Annotated in this window: 17 protein-coding genes and 1 pseudogene; 5 read left to right on the top strand and 13 right to left on the bottom strand. The window is 55.4% G+C overall.

Annotation, left to right across the window (positions count from 1 at the left end):
• Positions 1–9 precede the first annotated feature (9 nt).
• The 6 genes from RC74_RS15010 to RC74_RS15035 form a co-directional block, all read right to left on the bottom strand.
• Positions 10–1,296, bottom strand: a complete 1,287-nt coding sequence (locus RC74_RS15010) for a pyruvate dehydrogenase complex dihydrolipoamide acetyltransferase (RefSeq protein WP_039002069.1) — start codon at positions 1,294–1,296, stop codon at positions 10–12.
• A gap of 11 nt (positions 1,297–1,307) precedes the next feature.
• Positions 1,308–2,678 carry a pyruvate dehydrogenase complex E1 component subunit beta gene (locus tag RC74_RS15015; RefSeq protein WP_039002070.1) on the bottom strand — a complete coding sequence of 457 codons (1,371 nt, stop codon included), beginning with the start codon at positions 2,676–2,678 and terminating at the stop codon, positions 1,308–1,310.
• 22 nt (positions 2,679–2,700) lie between these two features.
• Positions 2,701–3,690 carry a pyruvate dehydrogenase (acetyl-transferring) E1 component subunit alpha gene (gene pdhA, locus RC74_RS15020; protein WP_039002071.1) on the bottom strand — a complete coding sequence of 330 codons (990 nt, stop codon included), beginning with the start codon at positions 3,688–3,690 and terminating at the stop codon, positions 2,701–2,703.
• Positions 3,691–3,829: 139 nt separating this feature from the next.
• Positions 3,830–4,132: an FtsB family cell division protein gene (locus tag RC74_RS15025; RefSeq protein WP_039002072.1), complete on the bottom strand. Its 303-nt coding sequence runs from the start codon at positions 4,130–4,132 to the stop codon at positions 3,830–3,832.
• 180 nt (positions 4,133–4,312) lie between these two features.
• Complete coding sequence (locus RC74_RS15030) at positions 4,313–5,242, bottom strand: class I fructose-bisphosphate aldolase (protein ID WP_039002073.1); 930 nt, start codon at positions 5,240–5,242, stop codon at positions 4,313–4,315.
• Between the two features lie 207 nt (positions 5,243–5,449).
• The gene (locus tag RC74_RS15035; protein ID WP_039002074.1) at positions 5,450–6,628 is read right to left on the bottom strand and encodes a phosphoglycerate kinase; all 1,179 of its coding nucleotides are present in this window, start codon (positions 6,626–6,628) and stop codon (positions 5,450–5,452) included.
• A gap of 131 nt (positions 6,629–6,759) precedes the next feature.
• Between RC74_RS15035 and RC74_RS15040 the strand changes: the two genes are divergently transcribed.
• The 3 genes from RC74_RS15040 to RC74_RS15050 all read left to right on the top strand — a co-directional run bounded on the left by RC74_RS15040 (position 6,760) and on the right by RC74_RS15050 (position 8,971).
• The gene (locus RC74_RS15040) at positions 6,760–7,266 is read left to right on the top strand and encodes a peptidylprolyl isomerase (RefSeq protein WP_039002075.1); all 507 of its coding nucleotides are present in this window, start codon (positions 6,760–6,762) and stop codon (positions 7,264–7,266) included.
• Positions 7,259–7,873 (top strand): peptidylprolyl isomerase, encoded by a 615-nt coding sequence (locus tag RC74_RS15045; protein WP_039002076.1) that lies wholly within the window; start codon positions 7,259–7,261, stop codon positions 7,871–7,873. The genes RC74_RS15040 and RC74_RS15045 overlap by 8 nt, the downstream gene beginning before the upstream one ends.
• Before the next feature lie 126 nt (positions 7,874–7,999).
• On the top strand, positions 8,000–8,971 hold the full coding sequence (locus tag RC74_RS15050) for a DUF3179 domain-containing protein (protein WP_039002077.1): 972 nt from the start codon (positions 8,000–8,002) through the stop codon (positions 8,969–8,971).
• Positions 8,972–9,013: 42 nt separating this feature from the next.
• On the opposite strand, the gene tyrS is transcribed toward RC74_RS15050, so the two are convergent.
• Positions 9,014–10,267, bottom strand: coding sequence for a tyrosine--tRNA ligase (tyrS, locus tag RC74_RS15055; RefSeq protein ID WP_039002155.1), 1,254 nt, complete (start codon positions 10,265–10,267; stop codon positions 9,014–9,016).
• A gap of 68 nt (positions 10,268–10,335) precedes the next feature.
• Between tyrS and RC74_RS15060 the strand changes: the two are divergent.
• Positions 10,336–11,453, top strand: a pseudogene (locus RC74_RS15060) (anhydro-N-acetylmuramic acid kinase).
• A gap of 59 nt (positions 11,454–11,512) precedes the next feature.
• Here the strand turns inward: RC74_RS15060 and RC74_RS21865 are convergent.
• A complete protein-coding gene (locus RC74_RS21865; protein WP_335339597.1) occupies positions 11,513–12,004 on the bottom strand; it encodes a cupin domain-containing protein in 492 nt (163 codons plus the stop codon).
• 165 nt (positions 12,005–12,169) lie between these two features.
• Here RC74_RS21865 and RC74_RS15075 point away from each other — a divergent pair, with 165 nt between their 5' ends.
• On the top strand, positions 12,170–12,967 hold the full coding sequence (locus RC74_RS15075) for an ion transporter (RefSeq protein ID WP_039002080.1): 798 nt from the start codon (positions 12,170–12,172) through the stop codon (positions 12,965–12,967).
• A 61-nt stretch (positions 12,968–13,028) separates the two neighbouring features.
• On the opposite strand, the gene eno is transcribed toward RC74_RS15075, so the two are convergent.
• The 5 genes from eno to RC74_RS15100 all read right to left on the bottom strand — a co-directional run bounded on the left by eno (position 13,029) and on the right by RC74_RS15100 (position 18,246).
• Complete coding sequence (gene eno, locus RC74_RS15080; RefSeq protein WP_039002081.1) at positions 13,029–14,303, bottom strand: phosphopyruvate hydratase; 1,275 nt, start codon at positions 14,301–14,303, stop codon at positions 13,029–13,031.
• A 114-nt stretch (positions 14,304–14,417) separates the two neighbouring features.
• Positions 14,418–14,831 carry a Fur family transcriptional regulator gene (locus RC74_RS15085; RefSeq protein WP_039002082.1) on the bottom strand — a complete coding sequence of 138 codons (414 nt, stop codon included), beginning with the start codon at positions 14,829–14,831 and terminating at the stop codon, positions 14,418–14,420.
• 65 nt (positions 14,832–14,896) lie between these two features.
• Positions 14,897–15,433 (bottom strand): DUF1697 domain-containing protein, encoded by a 537-nt coding sequence (locus RC74_RS15090; RefSeq protein ID WP_039002083.1) that lies wholly within the window; start codon positions 15,431–15,433, stop codon positions 14,897–14,899.
• A complete protein-coding gene (locus RC74_RS15095) occupies positions 15,433–16,680 on the bottom strand; it encodes a cation:proton antiporter (protein ID WP_039002084.1) in 1,248 nt (415 codons plus the stop codon). The genes RC74_RS15090 and RC74_RS15095 overlap by 1 nt, the downstream gene beginning before the upstream one ends.
• Positions 16,681–16,863: 183 nt before the next feature.
• Complete coding sequence (locus tag RC74_RS15100) at positions 16,864–18,246, bottom strand: M20/M25/M40 family metallo-hydrolase (protein ID WP_039002085.1); 1,383 nt, start codon at positions 18,244–18,246, stop codon at positions 16,864–16,866.
• Between the last annotated feature and the right edge of the window lie 157 nt (positions 18,247–18,403).

The following is an 18,403-nucleotide window of genomic DNA, read 5'->3' on the forward strand; positions in this document are numbered from 1 at the left end:
AACTTCTAATTAAGCCAGCATCGCAATCGGGTTTTCGAGGTTTTCAACGATTGCATTGAGTAGGTTTGCCCCAATCGCCCCGTCAATAACACGGTGGTCGACCGACATGGTGACGGACATAACTGTCGCGACGATTAGTTCGCCGTCGTCGCCAACCACAGGGCGTTTCTTGCCCGCGCCCACAGCCAAAATGCCGGCATGTGGAGGATTCACGATGGCATCAAAGTTATCGATGCCAAACATACCGAGGTTTGAAATCGCGAACGATCCGCCCTGATATTCGTGTGGCGCAAGTTTGCGAGTCCGCGCGCGCGCAGCCAAATCTTTCATTTCGGCGGAGAGGGCAGAGAGCGATTTCATCTGCGAATCTTGGAGCACCGGGGTAAACAGACCGCCTTCAATGGCGACGGCTACCGCAACATCCGAGGATTTCATCTGAAGAACACGATCCCCAGCCCATACGGCGTTGGCTTCAGGCACTTGTTGCAGGGCGAGCGCCACCGCTTTGATGATGAAGTCATTGACCGAGAGTTTTACTCCACGGGCTTCAAGCTGCTTGTTAAGGGTGCCACGGAATTTGAGCAAAGAATCAAGTTTGATATCACGGCGCAAATAGAAGTGCGGCACCGTTTGCTTGGCCTCTGTCAGGCGGGCGGCAATTGTTTTGCGCATACCGTCAAGGGTGACTTCTTCGTAGTCGCGATCTGCGTACATCTTGGCAACTTGGCTTGCATCTGCTCCGGTTGCTAGGGCCGCTTTGGCTGGAGCCGCAGAAGTGGCTGGCGCGGATTTAGGCGCTGCCGTTGCATTCTCTACATCAGCTTTTACGATCCGTCCTTTTGGACCCGATCCTGAAATAGCGGTCAAGTCGAGACCTTTATCCGCAGCAATCCGCCGCGCAAGTGGGGAGGCGAAGAGGCGTTCACCGGAGGTCGCTGCGGGGGCTGCTGGGGTAGACGCGGCAGCTTGGCTTGTTTCAACACTTTCTGCTTTTGCTGGTTCGGCTTCTGTTTTCTTAGCCGCAGCAGGTGCACCAATGTCACTTGCGCTTTCGCCATCCTCTAAGAGGACAGCAATCAGTGTGTTGACGGCAACGCCCTCGGTGCCTTCGGCAACGAAGATTTTACCAATAACGCCTTCGTCCACGGCTTCAAATTCCATCGTGGCTTTGTCGGTTTCGATTTCCGCAATCAGGTCGCCAGAAGACACGGTATCGCCTTCCTTCACGAGCCATTTAGCAAGAGTGCCTTCTTCCATTGTGGGAGAAAGCGCGGGCATGAGTATTTCGATTGGCATCCGGTTTCTCCTTAACGATAAGTTACTTGTTTCACAGCGGCGATTACTTCAGCCGTTGTGATCAAGGCAAGTTTTTCAAGGTTGGCAGCATAGGGCATCGGAACGTCCTTGCCTGTGCAATTGATTACGGGTGCATCCAGATAGTCAAAGGCGCGTTCCATAATCGTGGCCGAGATGTGATTGCCGATGGCACCTACTGGGTAACCTTCTTCGACGGTCACGCAGCGGTTGGTTTTCATCACAGACTTCAGAACCGTGTCATAGTCGATTGGGCGCAAGGTGCGCAGATCGATGACCTCAGCCGAGATGCCTTCTTCGGCCAATTTATCCGCAGCTTCGAGGGAATAGGTCATACCAATTCCAAAGGACACGATGGTCACATCCGTACCTTCACGCCAGATTTTGGCCTTACCAAACGGCACGGTGAAATCATCTATGACAGGCACATCAAAAGTCTTGCCATAGAGAATTTCGTTCTCAAGGAAGATCACTGGGTTGTTGTCGCGGATCGCGGTTTTCATCAATCCTTTAGCGTCTGCCGCCGAATAGGGCATTACAACTTTAAGGCCGGGGATTGCCGCATACCATGCCGCATAACACTGGCTGTGTTGTGCGCCAACACGAGCCGCAGCACCGTTTGGTCCACGGAACACCATAGGTGCGCCCATTTGACCGCCCGACATGTATAGCGTTTTGGCGGCTGAATTGAGGATTTGGTCAATCGCTTGCATCGCGAAGTTGAAGGTCATGAACTCCACAATCGGACGCAAACCGCCGAACGACGCGCCGGTGGCAATGCCCGCAAACCCATGCTCGGTGATTGGTGTGTCGATCACGCGCTTTGCGCCAAACTCATTCAACATGCCTTGCGAAATCTTATAAGCGCCTTCGTATTCGGCAACTTCTTCGCCCATGAGGAACACAGTGTCGTCGCGCCGCATTTCTTCGGACATCGCGTCGCGGATGGCTTCGCGAACTGTTGTTGGGCGCATTTCGGTGCCCGCTGGGATTTCGGTTTCGTCTGGCACGTTGATTTGTACAGGCGCTGCTGCAACCGCAGGGTTAGGGGCCGCAGCCTCAACCGCCGCAGGGGCGGCATCGGGTGTTGCGGCTGCCGCGGGCGTGGCGTCGGCGTCGTCGTCTTCTTCAAGTAAAATCGCAATCGGTGTGTTGACGGGGACGCCTTCGGTGCCCTCCGCGATCAGGATTTTGCCCATCACACCTTCATCGACCGCTTCGAATTCCATCGTCGCTTTGTCGGTCTCGATCTCGGCCATAATCATGCCGCTCTCGATAACGTCGCCTTCTTTAACCAGCCATTTTGCCAATGTGCCTTCCTCCATAGTCGGGGAAAGCGCGGGCATTAGAATTTCTGTAGCCATTGTATAAGTCTCCTCTGTCCGCTTAGGCGTAAATATCTGTGTAAAGCTCGTCGAGCGCGGGCTCGGGGCTTTCTTTGGCAAATTCTGCCGCCTCGTTCACGGTCGCTTTGATCTCTTTATCGATGGCTTTTAGCTCATCTTCGGTCGCATGATCACCGGTCAACAACATCGTGCGCACTTGATCGATACAATCGCGTTCTTCGCGCATCTTCTGAACTTCTTCACGCGTGCGATATTTCGCCGGATCCGACATTGAGTGACCACGATAACGATATGTTTTCATTTCGAGAATATAAGGGCCTTCGCCAGCGCGACAATGGGCAATGGCTTTGGCTGCGGCTTCTTTGACCGCAAGCACATCCATGCCATCGACCGCTTCGCCGGGGATCGAAAACCCTGCGCCGCGTGTATAAAGTTCGGGGGACGAGGAGGCGCGCTGAAGGCTGGTGCCCATAGCGTATTGGTTGTTCTCAATCACGAAGACAACGGGCAATTTCCAAAGCGAGGCCATGTTGAATGTCTCGTAAACTTGTCCTTGGTTTGCCGCACCATCGCCGAAATAGGCAAACGAAACGCGGTCGTTGCCGAGATATTTGTCGGCAAAAGCAAGGCCCGCACCAATTGGCACCTGTGCGCCAACGATCCCGTGGCCGCCGTAGAAGTTCTTCTCTTTGCTAAACATGTGCATTGAGCCGCCCTTACCTTTGGAGTAGCCACCTTCGCGGCCGGTAAGTTCTGCCATAACGCCTTTAGGGTCCATGCCACAGGCCAACATATGTCCGTGATCGCGGTAAGAGGTGACGCGTTTGTCGCCTTCTTCGGTCGCGGCCTCAATGCCAACCACAACGGCCTCTTGGCCAATGTACAGGTGACAGAAACCACCGATCAAACCCATGCCATAAAGCTGTCCCGCTTTTTCTTCGAATCGACGGATCAATAACATTTCGCGGTAATACGTAAGCAGTTCGTCTTTAGAAACATTTGGTTTCTTTGACGTTTTCCGAGCGGCCATAGGTTTCTCCTCTATCGCTAAGCAAAGGTGGATTTGAATATAGTTTAACGTTAAACTATATATATTCCATACGGGAGCAAAAAGCGAGGGAGAAATTTACGGCTCCCTAAAGGGGGAGTTAATTCAGCGCGTTAACAGATTAACGAACGACGATTTCGTTGCTGCGCACAAGGCCAAGAACGGTGCGGGCTTGCTCATCCAGAAGATCAAGATCAAGGTATTCATCCGACAGGCGATGGGTCTTGTTTTTCATCACGCGCACTTCACCTGAAATGGTCTCCAACTCACCCTTGAGCACTTCAACTTCTGCTTGAATTTGAATGCGATGAAACACCCCGTAATCGCCTTGAACGGCGGCAAAGGTAAAATAGACGGACAGCGCAACCGCGCCAGCACCGAACAATAGAACCCCATATGCGGGGCGTTTCTTCACATAACTCATATCTGCCTCATTGCGTCCCCTTCTATGGAGGATCACCTTTTCTTTATGGCACAAGTGATTCCCCATGTGAATCCCTTGATTCACAGAATGATCACTTTTTTACGACACTGTTCTAAAACGGAAAAACCCCAGACGCGTGTCTGGGGTTTTGGTTGTTTTTTGAACTGGCGCGAAGGAGGCCTATTCGTTGCCTTTGTAGATGTTCACCAGCTCGCTCAACATGGCCAGCGCATCGGCGCGATCCCGTTGGAAACTGTTGCGGCCAATGATCGACCCGTTGCCGCCACCGTCACGAATGGCGCGGGCATCGTCATACACACTGTCCGCACCCTTTTTGGCGCCGCCCGAGAACACAACAATCCGACGACCGGCAAAACTCGCGTCCATGCAATGCTTCACACGGGCCGCTTGGGTCGAGATATCGATCTTCTGTTCCTCATAAACCGCTTTGGCCTCGGGGAGGGACAAGTGATCGGTCGAGAGCTTGATTTTGATGATATGCGCCCCAAGGAGCGCTGCGATTTGCGCCGCATAGGCCGCGATATCAATCGCAGTTTCACCATTTTTGTCAAGGGCTTCGCCGCGAGGGTAGGACCAGATTACCGTCGCCACACCTTTGGCCGCGGCTTCTTCGCGCATAGCGCTGATTTCTTCGAACATATCAAGCCCAGCCGAGGAGCCGGGGTAGATTGTGAAGCCAATCGCCGAGGCGCCAATACGCAACGCGTCATCAACACTTGCGGTAATCGCTTGGTCTTTCAGAGCCGCATTGGGGATCAAGGAATTCGCCGAGTTCACCTTAAGGATTGTTGGGATTTGCCCTGCGAAAGTATCAGCTCCGGCCTCGAGTAGGCCCAGAGGAGCCGCAAAAGCGTTGAGGCCCGCGTCGATGGCCAGTTGATAGTGATAGTGGGGGTCATAGGCGGCGGGGTTGGCCGCGAAACTGCGCGCGCCACCATGTTCAAACCCTTGGTCCACGGGAAGGATGATCACTTTCCCCGTGCCTCCGAGTTCCCCGTTCATCAGGATGCGGCAGAGATTGGCTTTTACGCCGGGTGTCTCGCCTTCATATTTGGAAAGAATTTGCTGAACGATGGGGGTAGCTCTCATGGGATGATGTCCTCTTTGGCAGATGATTTTTGGGCCATAGGGTCGTCATACAGAGCAGGGAGGTGGTTTCAAGTTTGATAGCGTTAACATGATGGATGATTGCGCTAACGGGCTGAAATGATGCGTTGAATTTCACATAATGGAACAAAGTTGCGCAAAAAAAAGGCGCGCCATTTCGGGGCGCGCCTTTTGGATTATTGGGAAAAATTACCCTTCGAGAGCGGCAACGCCCGGAAGGGCTTTGCCTTCCATCCACTCAAGAAAAGCGCCACCCGCGGTTGAGATATAGGTGAAGTCCTCGGCGGCTCCGGTTTTGTTAAGCGCGGCAACCGTGTCGCCTCCGCCAGCAACCGAGATCAAGTTGCCAGCTTTGGTCATGGCTGCGGCTTGCTCGGCCGCCGCATTGGTCGCCGTATCAAACGGTGCAATTTCAAACGCACCAAGGGGGCCATTCCAAATCAGGGTTTCACTGGCGGCCATAGCTTGCGAAATAATCGCGACCGTGGCGGGGCCTGCATCCAAAATCATCGCGTCGGCGGGGCAGGCGTCGGCGGCAACCGTTTCGTTCTTTGTATTCGCGGCAAATTCCCACGCGACCACAACATCTACGGGCAGGATCACATTACAATTGGCGGTTTTTGCCTTGGCCAAAATCTCCAACGCCGTGCCTGTCATCTCATGCTCAGCCAGCGATTTTCCGACATTGATCCCCTGTGCTGCAAGGAAGGTATTGGCCATGCCGCCGCCGATAACGAGGTGGTCAACTTTAGCCACTAAATTGCCCAGAAGTTCAAGTTTTGTAGATACTTTCGCGCCACCAACAACCGCCATGACGGGGCGTTTCGGGGTGCTAAGCGCGCCCTCAAGCGCGGACAATTCCGCCTGCATCAAACGGCCTGCACATGACGGCAAAAGGCGCGCGATGGCTTCGGTGGAGGCATGCGCGCGGTGGGCGGCGGAAAACGCATCGTTGCAATAAATATCGCCAAGTCCTGCCAAACGCGCGGCAAAGGCAGGGTCGTTTTTCTCTTCACCTGGCGCAAACCGGAGGTTTTCCAGCAACAAAACTTCGCCGTCTTTCATCGCAGCAACCGCCGCGCCGTATTGCCCGTCCGCAAATAGAACGTCTTGGCCAAGGGCCGCCGAAAGCGCGGGTAAAACGATCCGCAAGCTCATCTCAGGCACAACTTGTCCCTTGGGACGACCATAATGCGCCATCAAAATGGGTTTGCCGCCACGGGCCAAAATATCGCGAACTGTGGGGATAATACGTTGAATGCGCGTGTCGTCGGTGACGACTCCATCGGCAACCGGCACGTTGATATCCACACGGACCAAAACGCGTTTTTGGGCGAGATCCATGTCGTCGAGGGTTTTCCAAGCCATGTGTCGGCTCCTGTTTTGAAGGTGATTTGCCCTTTCACACAGCATCTTGCGGCTCGCGTCAAGCATTTGCCTCTTTTCCTTTGGCTCTATCGCGCATAAGTTTAGGCAAACCACGCTATAAGGACATTGAAATGACTGATTACAAAGATCCCGAAAACACAATCTTGCTCGAACTAAAAGGCGGCACCGTCGTCATCGAATTGCTTCCTGATGTGGCACCTGCCCACGTTGCACGGATGAAAGAACTGGCGCGCTCTGGTGCCTATGACAACGTCGCGTTCCACCGCGTCATTCCTGGCTTTATGGCGCAAACTGGCGACGTGGCGCATGGCAACATGGAAAACGATTTTAACCTGCGTCGCGCTGGCACTGGTGCCTCCGAGATGCCTGATGTTCCCGCAGAATTCTCCAAAATCCCCCACGCTCGCGGCTCGATTGGTGCGGCGCGTTCGGCGAACCCAAACTCGGCTAACTCCCAGTTTTTCATCAACTTTTCCGACAATGACTTCTTGAACGGTCAATACACTGTCTATGGTCAAGTTAAGTCAGGCATGGAACACGTCGACGCAATCGTTGTGGGCGAGCCTCCTGAAAACCCCGATCGTATGATCAGCATGAAAGTTGCCGCCGATGCGTAACAATGACATGATTGCAGCGGGTCTTGGCATTCTGGGCGTCGCTGTTTTTGGCGCTTGGTTCATGATGGATCAAACCGCAAATGCACAGACCGCGCTTGCCGAAGATGGACCGGGCCCAAACCTCGTGATTGACGTCGCTGGTGGCACCGAAGGGCAAATCGTCATCGATCTTTTGTCCGAAGTTGCCCCCAAACACGTCGAACGTATCGTGACCCTCGCCAACGAAGGCGCCTATGACAATGTGGCATTTCACCGTGTTATCGACGGTTTCATGGCGCAAACAGGCGACGTTGAGAACGCGAAGATGGACGGAGATTTGGATCTCGCGGGCACTGGTGGTTCGGTTTATGACGATCTGAAAGCCGAATTCTCGGCTGAGACGTTCAACCGCGGCGCTGTGGGCATGGCCCGTTCGCAAAGTCCCGATTCTGCGAACAGTCAGTTCTTCATCATGTTCGCCCCTGCGCCCCATTTGGACGGTCAATACTCCGTTGTCGGCCATGTGATCGCAGGTATGGACGTGGTTGACGCGATCAAACTCGGCACAGGGCAGGGCGGATCGGTTTCCGACCCTGACTATATGTCGACAGTTACCGTCGTAGAATAAGAGTTAGCGCCCGCCCTCTAACGGTGGGCGCTTTTTTACGGAATGACGCGGGTTCAAGACCGCGTGAGAGGGGCTATGTTTTGCGGCCCGTCCTTGTCACACTCCTCTGATCAACAGGAGGAAGCTATGACGCCCAAGTCCCATCTATTGACCCTTGTTTTTATCTGCAGCGCAAGCCTTGCAGCGGCAAATCCCGATGCGTGGAAATCCGAATGGCCCAGCACCGATTTCACCACCACAACCATTGACGATTGGTCCGAAATTCTCTCTGGTGGCCCGCCCAAAGATGGCATTCCAGCTCTGTCAGATCCGTCATTTATAGCAGTTTCTGACGAGGCAAAAATCGGTGGCAAAGAGCCGGTTATCACGTTGGAAATAAAAGGGGAAGCGCCGCGCGCCTACCCAATCCGCTATCTCACATGGCATGAAATCGTCAATGATGACGTGGGCGATACCCCTGTGGCCGTGACCTTCTGTCCCCTGTGTAATTCTGGCATGGTTTTTGACCGCCGTTTGGGAGGTGACTTGCTCACATTTGGCGTGTCAGGCAAGCTGCGCAACTCGGATATGGTGATGTTTGATCGCGAGACCGAAAGCTGGTGGCAACAGGCGATTGGAACGGGCATTGTCGGCGCCCATACGGGCGACGAGCTGACGCAATTGCCCGCATGGATGGAGGGTTTCGACCAGTTCAAGGCGCGCAATCCAAATGGCCTTGTGATGAAAGAGCCAGACTGGCCGCGTAGTTATGGCCAGAATCCCTATCGTGGCTATGACAGTTCAAGTCAGCCGTTTTTATATCGGGGTGAAAATCCGCCGCATGGCATTTCGCCTCTGATGCGCGTTGTACGTGTCGGGGATGCCGCATGGCCGTTGGATCGCCTGTCTGAAGTCGGTGAAGTTACTGAAAATGGGGTCAAAATCACGTGGCGTGAGGGCCAAACCAGTGTGCTGGATAAAGCCGATATCGCCACTAGTCGCGAGGTTGGCAGCATCCGTGTCAAAGACGCAAGCACTGGCGCGGATGTGCCGCATGACGTGCTGTTTGCCTTTGCGTTTCACGCCTTCTGGCCAGACGGAAAATGGATGCTCAAATAGAGAACGCGCCGCAATGGGCGCGTTCTCCAGTAACTTCGGTGATTAACCTTGTGCAACAACCAAGGCGTGGCGTTTCTTGCCCGCGCTCAGCTTCATCGGGGCTGCAAGCGCCGCCATATCGATCATCAAGCCAGCGTCCGTAAGGGCTTCGTCGTTAACCTTTGCACCGTTTTCCGAGATCAGGCGTTTGGCTTCTTTGCCTGACTTCACTAAGCCCGATTTGACCAAAAGTTGGACGATGGAAATGCCGTCGCCAATGTCTTCGGCGCTCAGGGTCACGGTCGGTAAGTCGTCGCCAATCCCGCCCTTTTCAAACACTTCGCGTGCCGTCGCTTCGGCGGTCTTGGCGGCCTCTGCACCATGCGCGAGGGTCGTGACTTCGTTGGCGAGGAGGATTTTCGCAGCATTGATTTCGGACCCTTCAAGGGCGCCCAAACGGTCGCATTCCTCAATCGGAAGCTCGGTATAAAGCTTAAGAAAACGGCCCACATCAGCATCCGTCGTATTGCGCCAGAATTGCCAGAATTCATACGGGCTGCGCATCGCAGGATTGAGCCAAACCGCGCCATCTTGCGACTTGCCCATTTTCTTGCCATCCGACGTCGTCAAAAGGGGCGACGTCATGCCATAAATCTGGTGGTCCAGAACGCGGCGCGTCAGGTCGATCCCGTTGACAATATTACCCCATTGATCCGACCCGCCAAGCTGAAGGAGACAGCCGTAACGACGGTTTAGCTCAAGGAAATCATAGGCTTGGAGAATCATGTAGTTGAATTCAAGGAAGCTCAGACTCTGTTCACGATCAAGGCGCGATTTCACGCTCTCAAACGCCAGCATACGGTTGACCGAGAAATGCCGCCCAATGTCACGTAAAAACTCAAGATAGTTCAAGCCATCAAGCCATTCGGCGTTGTTCACCATCACCGCATCGGTTGGGCCGTCACCAAAGGTAACATAGGCCGAGAACACCTGTTTGATGCCGTCGATATTGGCGTTGATTTGGTCGTCCGTTAACAAAGGCCGCTCATCCGCCCGAAAGGAAGGGTCGCCAACCTTGGTCGTGCCGCCGCCCATCAAAACGATCGGTTTGTGGCCAGATTTTTGCAGCCAGCGTAGCATCATGATTTGTATCAAGCTGCCCACGTGCAAGGAATTCGCCGTGGCGTCAAACCCGATATAGGCTGGAACGACGCCTGCGATCAGCGCTTCGTCGAGCGATTGATAATCGGTGCAGTCGGCCAAATAGCCGCGGTCGATCATCACACGCATAAACTCTGATTTTGGGTGGTAGGTCATCGTCATTTGGTCCATTCTATTCGTTAACGCCTCTGGGTATAGGGGGGCTGCGCACAAAGGGGAAGTACATGTTGGAAGCTGGGGCAATTTGGTCGATCGGAACGATGTCTGGAACGTCGCTTGACGGGGTCGATGCCGCTGCAATTTTGACGGATGGCGAGGAAATCTTTGAGTTTGGTGAAAGTGCGTATCATCCGTATTCCTCTGAGGAGAGCGCGCCGATTGCTGCGGCCTTTGGATTGTGGCCAGGGGATGCCGGTGTGGAGGAGGCCGCTGAGGCGGTCGAGATCGTCCATGCCAATGTTTTGAGTCAGTTTCAGCGCCCGCAACTCATTGGTTTTCATGGACAAACTCTTTCTCATGAACCTCATGGCCGTGGCACACATCAGGCCGGAAACGGCCGTGTTTTGGCGGAGGTTTTGGACTGTCCGGTGGTGTGGGATTTCCGGTCTAGCGATGTGGAAATGGGGGGGAAGGCGCACCACTTGCGCCGTTTTTCCACTTTGCCTGTGCGAAATTTATTGGCACCGAAGGGCCGATTGTGTTTTTGAATTTGGGCGGGGTTGGCAATATGACGTGGGTTGATCCCAGCGCCAGTTACCCCGAAGAGGATGGCGCGTTGCTCGCGTTTGACACGGGGCCTGCGAATGCGCCGATCAATGATTTGATGCTCGCGCGTCGCGGAGAATCTTTTGACAAAGATGGCGCTTTGGCGGCGGATGGCGAGGTTGACGAGGCGCTGGTTGAGCAGTTTCTTGAGGATGCGTATTTCTATCGTATGCCTCCTAAGTCATTGGATAGAGATAGTTTTCCAGATATCGCGGATTGGGTTGGTCACATGGATGACGCCGATGCGGTGGCGACGGTGACGGCCATGGTGGCCGCTTCGGCGGCGAAGGGTTTGGAGCATTGTCCGAGCCCTCCGCAGGGGGTTTTGGTCTGTGGAGGTGGGCGTAAAAACGTCACTTTGATGTCGATGTTGTCGATGTTTATGGACTGTCCGGTGGCGCCGATTGAGAACGCGGGCCTTGATGGGGACATGCTTGAGGCGCAAGCGTTCGGGTTTTTGGCGGTGAGGGTTGCGCGCGGTTTCACGACCTCGGCCCCCGGAACGACGGGGGTGCGGGTGCCGATTGGCGGCGGCATTTTGAGCGAGCCGACGGGGGCGTTACGCAAGGAAGTTTAAAAACTTTAAACTCCTGAGAGGGGCTTTTTTAAAGTTTTTATACATTTTTGAGCCGGAAATTAGCCGCGCGGGATGTCGAAATCTGGCGGGGCGAGGGTGAATTTGGCAAATTCAAATCCGGGCGAGACGGTGCAGCCGACGAGGGTAAACGCGCCGTCGGTTCTGGCGGCTTGCCAGTGGTTTGGCGCCACGAGAATTTGCGGGGTTTGGTTCGCGAGCACGTCGGGGCCAAGGCAGTGGTCAATGGCGGGGCCTTGGGCGGTTTCGGCGATGGAAAGTGTTAACGTCGCCCCCGCGTAATAGTGCCAAATCTCGGCGGTATCGACCCAGTGCCAATGGCTTGCTTCGCCCTCTTTCAGCAGAAAATAAATGCAGGTCCCCGCTGCGCGACCTTCGTTATCGGCTTGCCACGTTTGGCGGTAATAGCCGCCTTCGGGTGGGGCGCGAGGTTGAGTTGGGCGATGATTTTGTCGGCTGTTTGCATGGAGGAACCTCAGGGGCTTTGGGGCGAGACGTTCATAAAGTATGAGGCATAGAAACGGTTGCCTAATCCTTTGTCAATTCATGCAAAATCCGCGTTTCGTTTGCAGCACAATTTTTCGGCGCGTCGGATCGGCGGATCATAGCAGAAGCGGCGGAGGGCTTGCTTGCATGTGATCCTGAAAATAGCGTAAGCAGCAGCCGTTCCCCTTGGCCCAAAAATGGATAGAATTCGCATGCTTCGCAAACGACTTGAGCAAATTGTAAATCATAGGCTGTTTGAGCCGACGATTATTGTGTTGGTGGTGGTGAATGCGATTGTTTTGGCGTTGGAAACCGTGCCCCAAGCGATGAAATTTGCTGGACCGTTTCTAAAAGTGATGGATGTCACTATTCTTGGGCTGTTTGTCGTTGAAATTTTGCTGCGGCTTTCCGTTGATTGTCGGGGATTCTGGCGCGACCCTTGGCGTATCTTTGACTTCACGATTGTTGCGGTTGCCTTGCTGCCTGCGGTTGGACCGCTGGCTGTTTTGCGGGCGTTCCGTATTTTGCGGGTTTTGCGCTTGGTTTCGACCGTGCCGTCGATGCGCCGCGTGGTGAATGGGCTTATGCAGGCCCTGCCGGGGATGGGGGCGATTGTCCTGTTATTGGGGCTTATCTTCTTTGTTTTCGCGGTTATTTCGACAAAACTTTATGCCGTGGCCTTTCCAGACTGGTTTGGGACGTTGGGCGCTTCGGCCTATACGCTGTTCCAGATAATGACGCTTGAGAGCTGGTCGATGGGCATTGTGCGCCCCGTCATGGAGATTTACCCGTGGTCGTGGGTGTTATTTGTGCCGTTTATCGTGATGACGGCCTTTGCGGTCTTGAACCTGTTTATTGGTGTGATTGTGGATGCAATGCAGTCGCAGCAGAGTGCGGAGGCGCATGATGAGCGTGAGGCGATGTCGGCGGAAACCTCGATGATCTTGCAGGAAGTGCGGGCATTGCGCGCAGAGGTGGCGGCGCTTCAAAGGGTTCGGGCGGCGGAATAAGCGGCCCCCAGAACGCAAAAAGCCCCCGCGATTGGCGAGGGCTTTCCGAGAATTTAGACGCTTATTTTAAGATCGAGAGGCCCGCGTAGACGGCGGTTTCGCCGAGGGCTTCTTCGATGCGGATCAGCTGGTTGTATTTTGCCAGACGGTCGGAGCGCGAGAGGGAGCCGGTTTTGATTTGGCCACAGTTTGTGGCAACCGCGAGGTCGGCGATTGTGGCGTCTTCGGTTTCACCAGAGCGGTGCGACATGACGTTGGTCATGCGGGCGCGGTGGGCCATATCGACGGCTTTCAATGTTTCGGAAAGCGTGCCGATTTGGTTCACTTTCACCAGCATCGCGTTTGCGGAACCGCGTTCGATGCCCATTGCGAGGCGCTCGGGGTTGGTCACGAAAAGATCGTCGCCCACGAGTTGGATTTTGTCACCAATGGTGTCGTTGAGAAGCTTCCAGCCGTCCCAATCGTCTTCGTCACAGCCATCCTCAATCGAGATGATCGGGTAGTCGGCGGCGAGTTTGGCGAGGTAGGCGACGTTTTCAGCGGAGGTGAGCGAAATGCCTTCGCCTTTCATCTCGTATTTGCCGTCTTTGTAGTATTCAGACGCGGCGCAATCGAGCGCGAGGTAGATGTCTTCGCCGGGTTTGTAGCCTGCTTTTTCAATCGCTTTAAGGATGAAATCAAGCGCGTCGCGGGTAGAAGAGAGGGCTGGTGCGAAGCCGCCTTCGTCGCCGATTGCTGTGCTGTAGCCCGCGTCGGAAAGTTCTTTTTTCAACGTGTGGAAGATTTCAGCGCCCATGCGGATGGCGTCGCGGATGTTGGTCGCGGAAACCGGCATGATCATGAATTCTTGGATGTCGATTGGGTTGTCGGCATGCTCGCCGCCATTGATGATGTTCATCATGGGTACGGGCAGAACGCGCGCGGAGGTGCCTCCGATATAGCGGTAGAGGGGTTGGCCGGAAGCTTCGGCGGCGGCTTTTGCAACTGCGAGGGAAACGCCGAGGATGGCGTTGGCGCCGAGGCGGGCTTTGTTTGGGGTGCCGTCGAGTTCGATCATGGTCGCGTCGATGGCTTCTTGTTCGGTGGCGTCCCAACCAACGAGGGCTTCGGCGATTTCGCCGTTAACCGCAGCAACCGCGTTCAAAACGCCTTTGCCCATATAGCGGGATTTGTCGCCGTCGCGCATTTCAACAGCTTCGTAAGCACCAGTGGAAGCGCCAGAAGGGACAGCCGCGCGGCCCATTGTGCCGTCTTCGAGGGTGACGTCGACTTCAACGGTGGGGTTGCCCCGGCTGTCGAGAATTTCGCGGGCAAAGATATCGATGATCGTGGTCATGTAGGGATGTCCTTTTGAAACAAATCACGGGAGGGCCAAGGGCCTTTTACGCAAGGGGGGGGCTCACGTCAAATAGATGCTCTATAGCGGGGGAGCGGTGACGGTTTTATGACGCTAGTTTTTCTTGAGCGGGACGCCGTAGAGCTCGAGGCGGTGGCCGCGTAATTCATAGCCGAGTTTCTGGGCGATTTTCTCTTGTAGGGCTTCGATGTCGGGATCGACAAATTCGATCACACGGCCTGAGTTCATGTCGATCAGGTGGTCGTGGTGGTCGCGGTCGGCGGCCTCGTAACGGGCGCGGCCATCGCCGAATTCGTGCTTCTCAAGGATACCGCTTTCCTCAAACAATTTGACGGTACGATAGACCGTGGCGATGGAGATTCTCGGGTCGAGTTTCACCGCTCGCGCGTAGAGTTCTTCGACGTCGGGATGGTCGGTCGCATCCTCTAGAACACCAGCGATTACGCGGCGTTGGTCGGTTAGGCGCAGGCCGTGTGCTTCGCAGCGGAGTAGAATTGTGTCTGTCATTATCCTGCGGTCCTCGTATTCATTCTGGCGTTTTCATAAGGGTTTCTGCGCGCGTTTTCCAGAGCCTATGCCCGAGAAAGCGACAAAACTGCCTCAATCGTTCGCAGGTTCCGCGTTGTGGTGGGGACGCCGAGGAGGCGCTCGCTGGCGGCCATGAGTTTGGAGCGGCCAATGCCAGAGGGGGCGAGGAGGTAGGCGGCGTGGTCTGTGATCTCGAAGGCTTCGTCAGGGGCGCGCAGGGTTTCTATTTTGGTGAGGTCTGGGGATGTGGGAGGTTCTGCTAGGAGCAGGAAATGCAGGGTTTTTGGGTCGATGTCGGGGGTGCGGAAGGGGCAATCGGCGAGGATTTTTGCGAGGATCTGTGCGGGCAGGACGAGAGTTTCGGGGGCGAAATCAGCTTGGGCTTTGATCAGGGTTTTGAGGGCTGTGGCCACGTCATTTGCGCTTTCGGAGGTGTGGTCGAACACCAGATTGCCGCTTTGGATATAGCTTGTCGCATTGGTAAACCCTTGGGCCTGCATGGACGCGCAGAGCGGTTTCATCGCGAGTTTTCCGTGGCCCCCCACATTCACCCCGCGCAGGAAGGCAACCCAGCGCGCCATCACATAAGCTCCGGTTCAGTCGCAAAGCGTTTGGCGAGGCGCGCGACGCTAAGGCCTTGAGCGATAATGGAAAACACCACGACCATATAGGTGCAGGTGAGGATCAGGCTTTTGTATTCGCTGTCAGGGAGCGAGAGGGCGAGTGCGACCGAGATGCCGCCTTTAAGGCCGCCCCATGTCATAATCGGGACCGCCCCCGAGGAGAAACTGCGGAAGGGGCGCATCATTGTGATAGGCACCGCGACGGCGATAAAGCGGCCCAAGAGTGACAGCAGGATTGCGCCGAGGCCCGAGATGAAGGCGGATTGGGAAAACACCACCGCGAAGACTTCAAAGCCGATCATCAGGAATAGCACAGCATTGAGGATTTCGTCGATCATTGACCAGAAGGCTTTGACGTATTGGCGGGTTTCCTCGGACATGCCGTGTTTCATGCCGACGTCGCCGATAAACAGCCCCGCGACAACGGCCATAATGGGGGCGGAGACATGCAGGAATTCCGAGAGTTGGTAGCCGCCAAAGGCGAGGCCCAAGGTGATCAGGACTTCGAGGGCGTAATCGTCGATGCGGCGCATCAAGCGGAAGGTGAGCCAGCCAAGGACGCCACCAAGCAGGGCCCCGCCGCCCGCTTCTTGGAAAAACAGGATCGCGGCTTCTTTGCCGCCCGTGGCATGCGCGTCGACGGAAGGAAACGCGAGGCTGACCAGAACAAGGAAAACCACATAGCCCACCCCGTCGTTAAACAGGCTTTCGCCCGCGATCTTGGTTTCGAGTGATTTAGGCAGGTTCGCGCCGCGCAACACCCCAAGGACCGCAACAGGGTCGGTGGGCGAAATCAGCGCGCCAAACACCAGCGCCACGATCAGGGGCATGCCCGTCAGCCAGCTAAAGCCGAAGCCAATGACCACGGTGGATAATGCCACGCCCAAGGTCGCCATAAAGAAAACCACCCGCCATTGCTCGCGCAGATCGGCGATTTTTACGTGCAACGCGCCCGCAAACAGAAGCAGGCCCAACATGCCGTCAAGCAGCGCGTCGGAAAACGCGATTTCCGAGACCAACGCGCGGACGCGATCTTCGGAGTGATAGACGGGCACAAAGTAGTCAAACGCCATGACGCCCAGCGAGGAAAACAACGCCACGATGAGGATGCCGATGGAGCTTGGCAGTTTGAGGAAAAGGTAGTTGATGCTGCCGAAAACGCCCGCGAGGACAATCAAAAGGGAGGTGAGTTGTAAAATATCCAAGGAGGTGCGCCCGTCAAATCAAATGCTAGGATTGAACCTACCACAGGGTTTTCTTGGGGCATAGAACCCATTGCCGCCTTGAAAAGCCCCCCTTTGAGGCGTGCTGCCGGTTTTCGCAAGAAAACCGGCTAGGCCCAACGGCTGTGGGGCCGTTAGGCGCCTAAAGCGGGCGGGAGCCGCTGGTTAGGTTTTGCTCAATTCGTTGAGGATACGCGCCCAGCTGCGAATGCCTTTGTGGAAGCTTTCCATGTCGTATTTCTCGTTAGGCGAATGGAGTTGGTCGTCGTCTTTGCTGAAGCCTGTGAGCAGGGCGTCCATGCCTAGGTAGGTTTTAAAGTGGCCCGCAATCGGGATGGAGCCACCACAGCCCACAAAGGCCGCCGCGCGGGGCCATTCCTCCGAGAGCGCGCGTTGGGCCGCTTGAAACGCGGGGTTGTCGGTTGACATTTCGCCAGCGGGCGAGGCGCTGTGGTCCTTAAAGGTGACCGTGCAATCGCTGGGCAACATGCTTTGGACATAGGCGCGGAAGTTTTTGCGAATTTCCAACGGATCTTGTTTGCTGACCAAACGAAAACTGATTTTTGCCATCGCAACGGAAGGCAGAACGGTTTTGAAACCATCGCCCGTATAGCCGCTTTTGAGGCCATTTACTTCACAGGTGGGGCGCGACCAGATCATCTCAAGGGCCGAGCGATCTTGTTCGCCTGCGGGTTTTGCGAGGCCGACTTCGCCGAGGAAACCTTCGGGGCTAAAGCCAAGCGCGTCCCATTGGGCGGCAATATCGGCGGGCAAATCGGCGACGCCGTCGTAGAAATTCGCAACGGTGACGCGGCCTGTGTCGTCGTGCAGACCTGCGATGATTTTGGCCAAAACCCGTGCGGGGTTTGCCGCGATGCCGCCAAACATCCCCGAGTGCAGATCCTTGCTTGGGCCATGGATGTGGATTTCTTCGCCCAAGAGTCCGCGCAGGCGGGTGACAATCGCGGGGGTTTCTTCGCCAAACAGGCCTGTGTCACAGATCAGCGCGATATCGGCTTTTAGTTCTTCTGCGTTTTCCTGCATGAAGGGGATCAGCGAGGGCGAGCCGCTTTCTTCTTCGCCCTCAAAGAAAAAGGTGATCTTGACGGGCAGCGCGCCGTGGACGGCTTTCCATGCGCGACAGGCCTCAATGAAGGTCATCAACTGGCCTTTGTCATCGGAGGAACCACGGGCGCGGATCACTTTGCCTTTGGCGGTGTCTTCGACGCGGGGCTCAAATGGTGGGTTGTCCCAGAGATTAAGCGGATCAACGGGTTGTACATCATAGTGGCCGTAAAACAGCACGTGCGGTGCGTCTTTGGGGCCGTCGATATGGCCGACAACCATCGGGTGGCCCGTGGTGGCGCGCTTGGAGGCCGTGACATCCAGTGATTGCAAATCTGCGACCAGCCAGTCTGCGGCGGTCTCGCAATCTCCCTTGAACGCCGGATCGGTCGAGATCGACTGAATGCGCAAAAGCTCAAAGAGGCGCTCCACGGATTGGGGGAGTTCGGAATCAATGCGTGCGAGAACGGGGGCGAGGGTCATTGTCTGTCCTTTTGGGTGGGGTTTTTCGCGACCCTATCAGCCCTATCTGGCGTGACAAGGGCAGGGCGCGCGGAGAGGCTAAATCGACAGCGCATTGAGATAGATCAAAGCGGGGCACGAAAAACCCGCTTATCGAGACCAAATGAGGGTGAAAAAG

This window comes from Falsihalocynthiibacter arcticus, assembly GCF_000812665.2.
GTDB lineage: Bacteria > Pseudomonadota > Alphaproteobacteria > Rhodobacterales > Rhodobacteraceae > Falsihalocynthiibacter > Falsihalocynthiibacter arcticus.

Excerpts from the sequence above, each read along its gene's own strand:
- RC74_RS15010 (WP_039002069.1), bottom strand. The coding sequence starts at position 1,296 with ATGCCAATCGAAATACTCATGCCCGCGCTTTCTCCCACAATGGAAGAA.
- RC74_RS15015 (WP_039002070.1), bottom strand. The coding sequence starts at position 2,678 with ATGGCTACAGAAATTCTAATGCCCGCGCTTTCCCCGACTATGGAGGAA.
- pdhA (WP_039002071.1), bottom strand. The coding sequence starts at position 3,690 with ATGGCCGCTCGGAAAACGTCAAAGAAACCAAATGTTTCTAAAGACGAA.
- RC74_RS15025 (WP_039002072.1), bottom strand. The coding sequence starts at position 4,132 with ATGAGTTATGTGAAGAAACGCCCCGCATATGGGGTTCTATTGTTCGGT.
- RC74_RS15030 (WP_039002073.1), bottom strand. The coding sequence starts at position 5,242 with ATGAGAGCTACCCCCATCGTTCAGCAAATTCTTTCCAAATATGAAGGC.
- RC74_RS15035 (WP_039002074.1), bottom strand. The coding sequence starts at position 6,628 with ATGGCTTGGAAAACCCTCGACGACATGGATCTCGCCCAAAAACGCGTT.
- RC74_RS15040 (WP_039002075.1), top strand. The coding sequence starts at position 6,760 with ATGACTGATTACAAAGATCCCGAAAACACAATCTTGCTCGAACTAAAA.
- RC74_RS15045 (WP_039002076.1), top strand. The coding sequence starts at position 7,259 with ATGCGTAACAATGACATGATTGCAGCGGGTCTTGGCATTCTGGGCGTC.
- RC74_RS15050 (WP_039002077.1), top strand. The coding sequence starts at position 8,000 with ATGACGCCCAAGTCCCATCTATTGACCCTTGTTTTTATCTGCAGCGCA.
- tyrS (WP_039002155.1), bottom strand. The coding sequence starts at position 10,267 with ATGACCTACCACCCAAAATCAGAGTTTATGCGTGTGATGATCGACCGC.
- RC74_RS15075 (WP_039002080.1), top strand. The coding sequence starts at position 12,170 with ATGCTTCGCAAACGACTTGAGCAAATTGTAAATCATAGGCTGTTTGAG.
- eno (WP_039002081.1), bottom strand. The coding sequence starts at position 14,303 with ATGACCACGATCATCGATATCTTTGCCCGCGAAATTCTCGACAGCCGG.
- RC74_RS15085 (WP_039002082.1), bottom strand. The coding sequence starts at position 14,831 with ATGACAGACACAATTCTACTCCGCTGCGAAGCACACGGCCTGCGCCTA.
- RC74_RS15090 (WP_039002083.1), bottom strand. The coding sequence starts at position 15,433 with ATGGCGCGCTGGGTTGCCTTCCTGCGCGGGGTGAATGTGGGGGGCCAC.
- RC74_RS15100 (WP_039002085.1), bottom strand. The coding sequence starts at position 18,246 with ATGACCCTCGCCCCCGTTCTCGCACGCATTGATTCCGAACTCCCCCAA.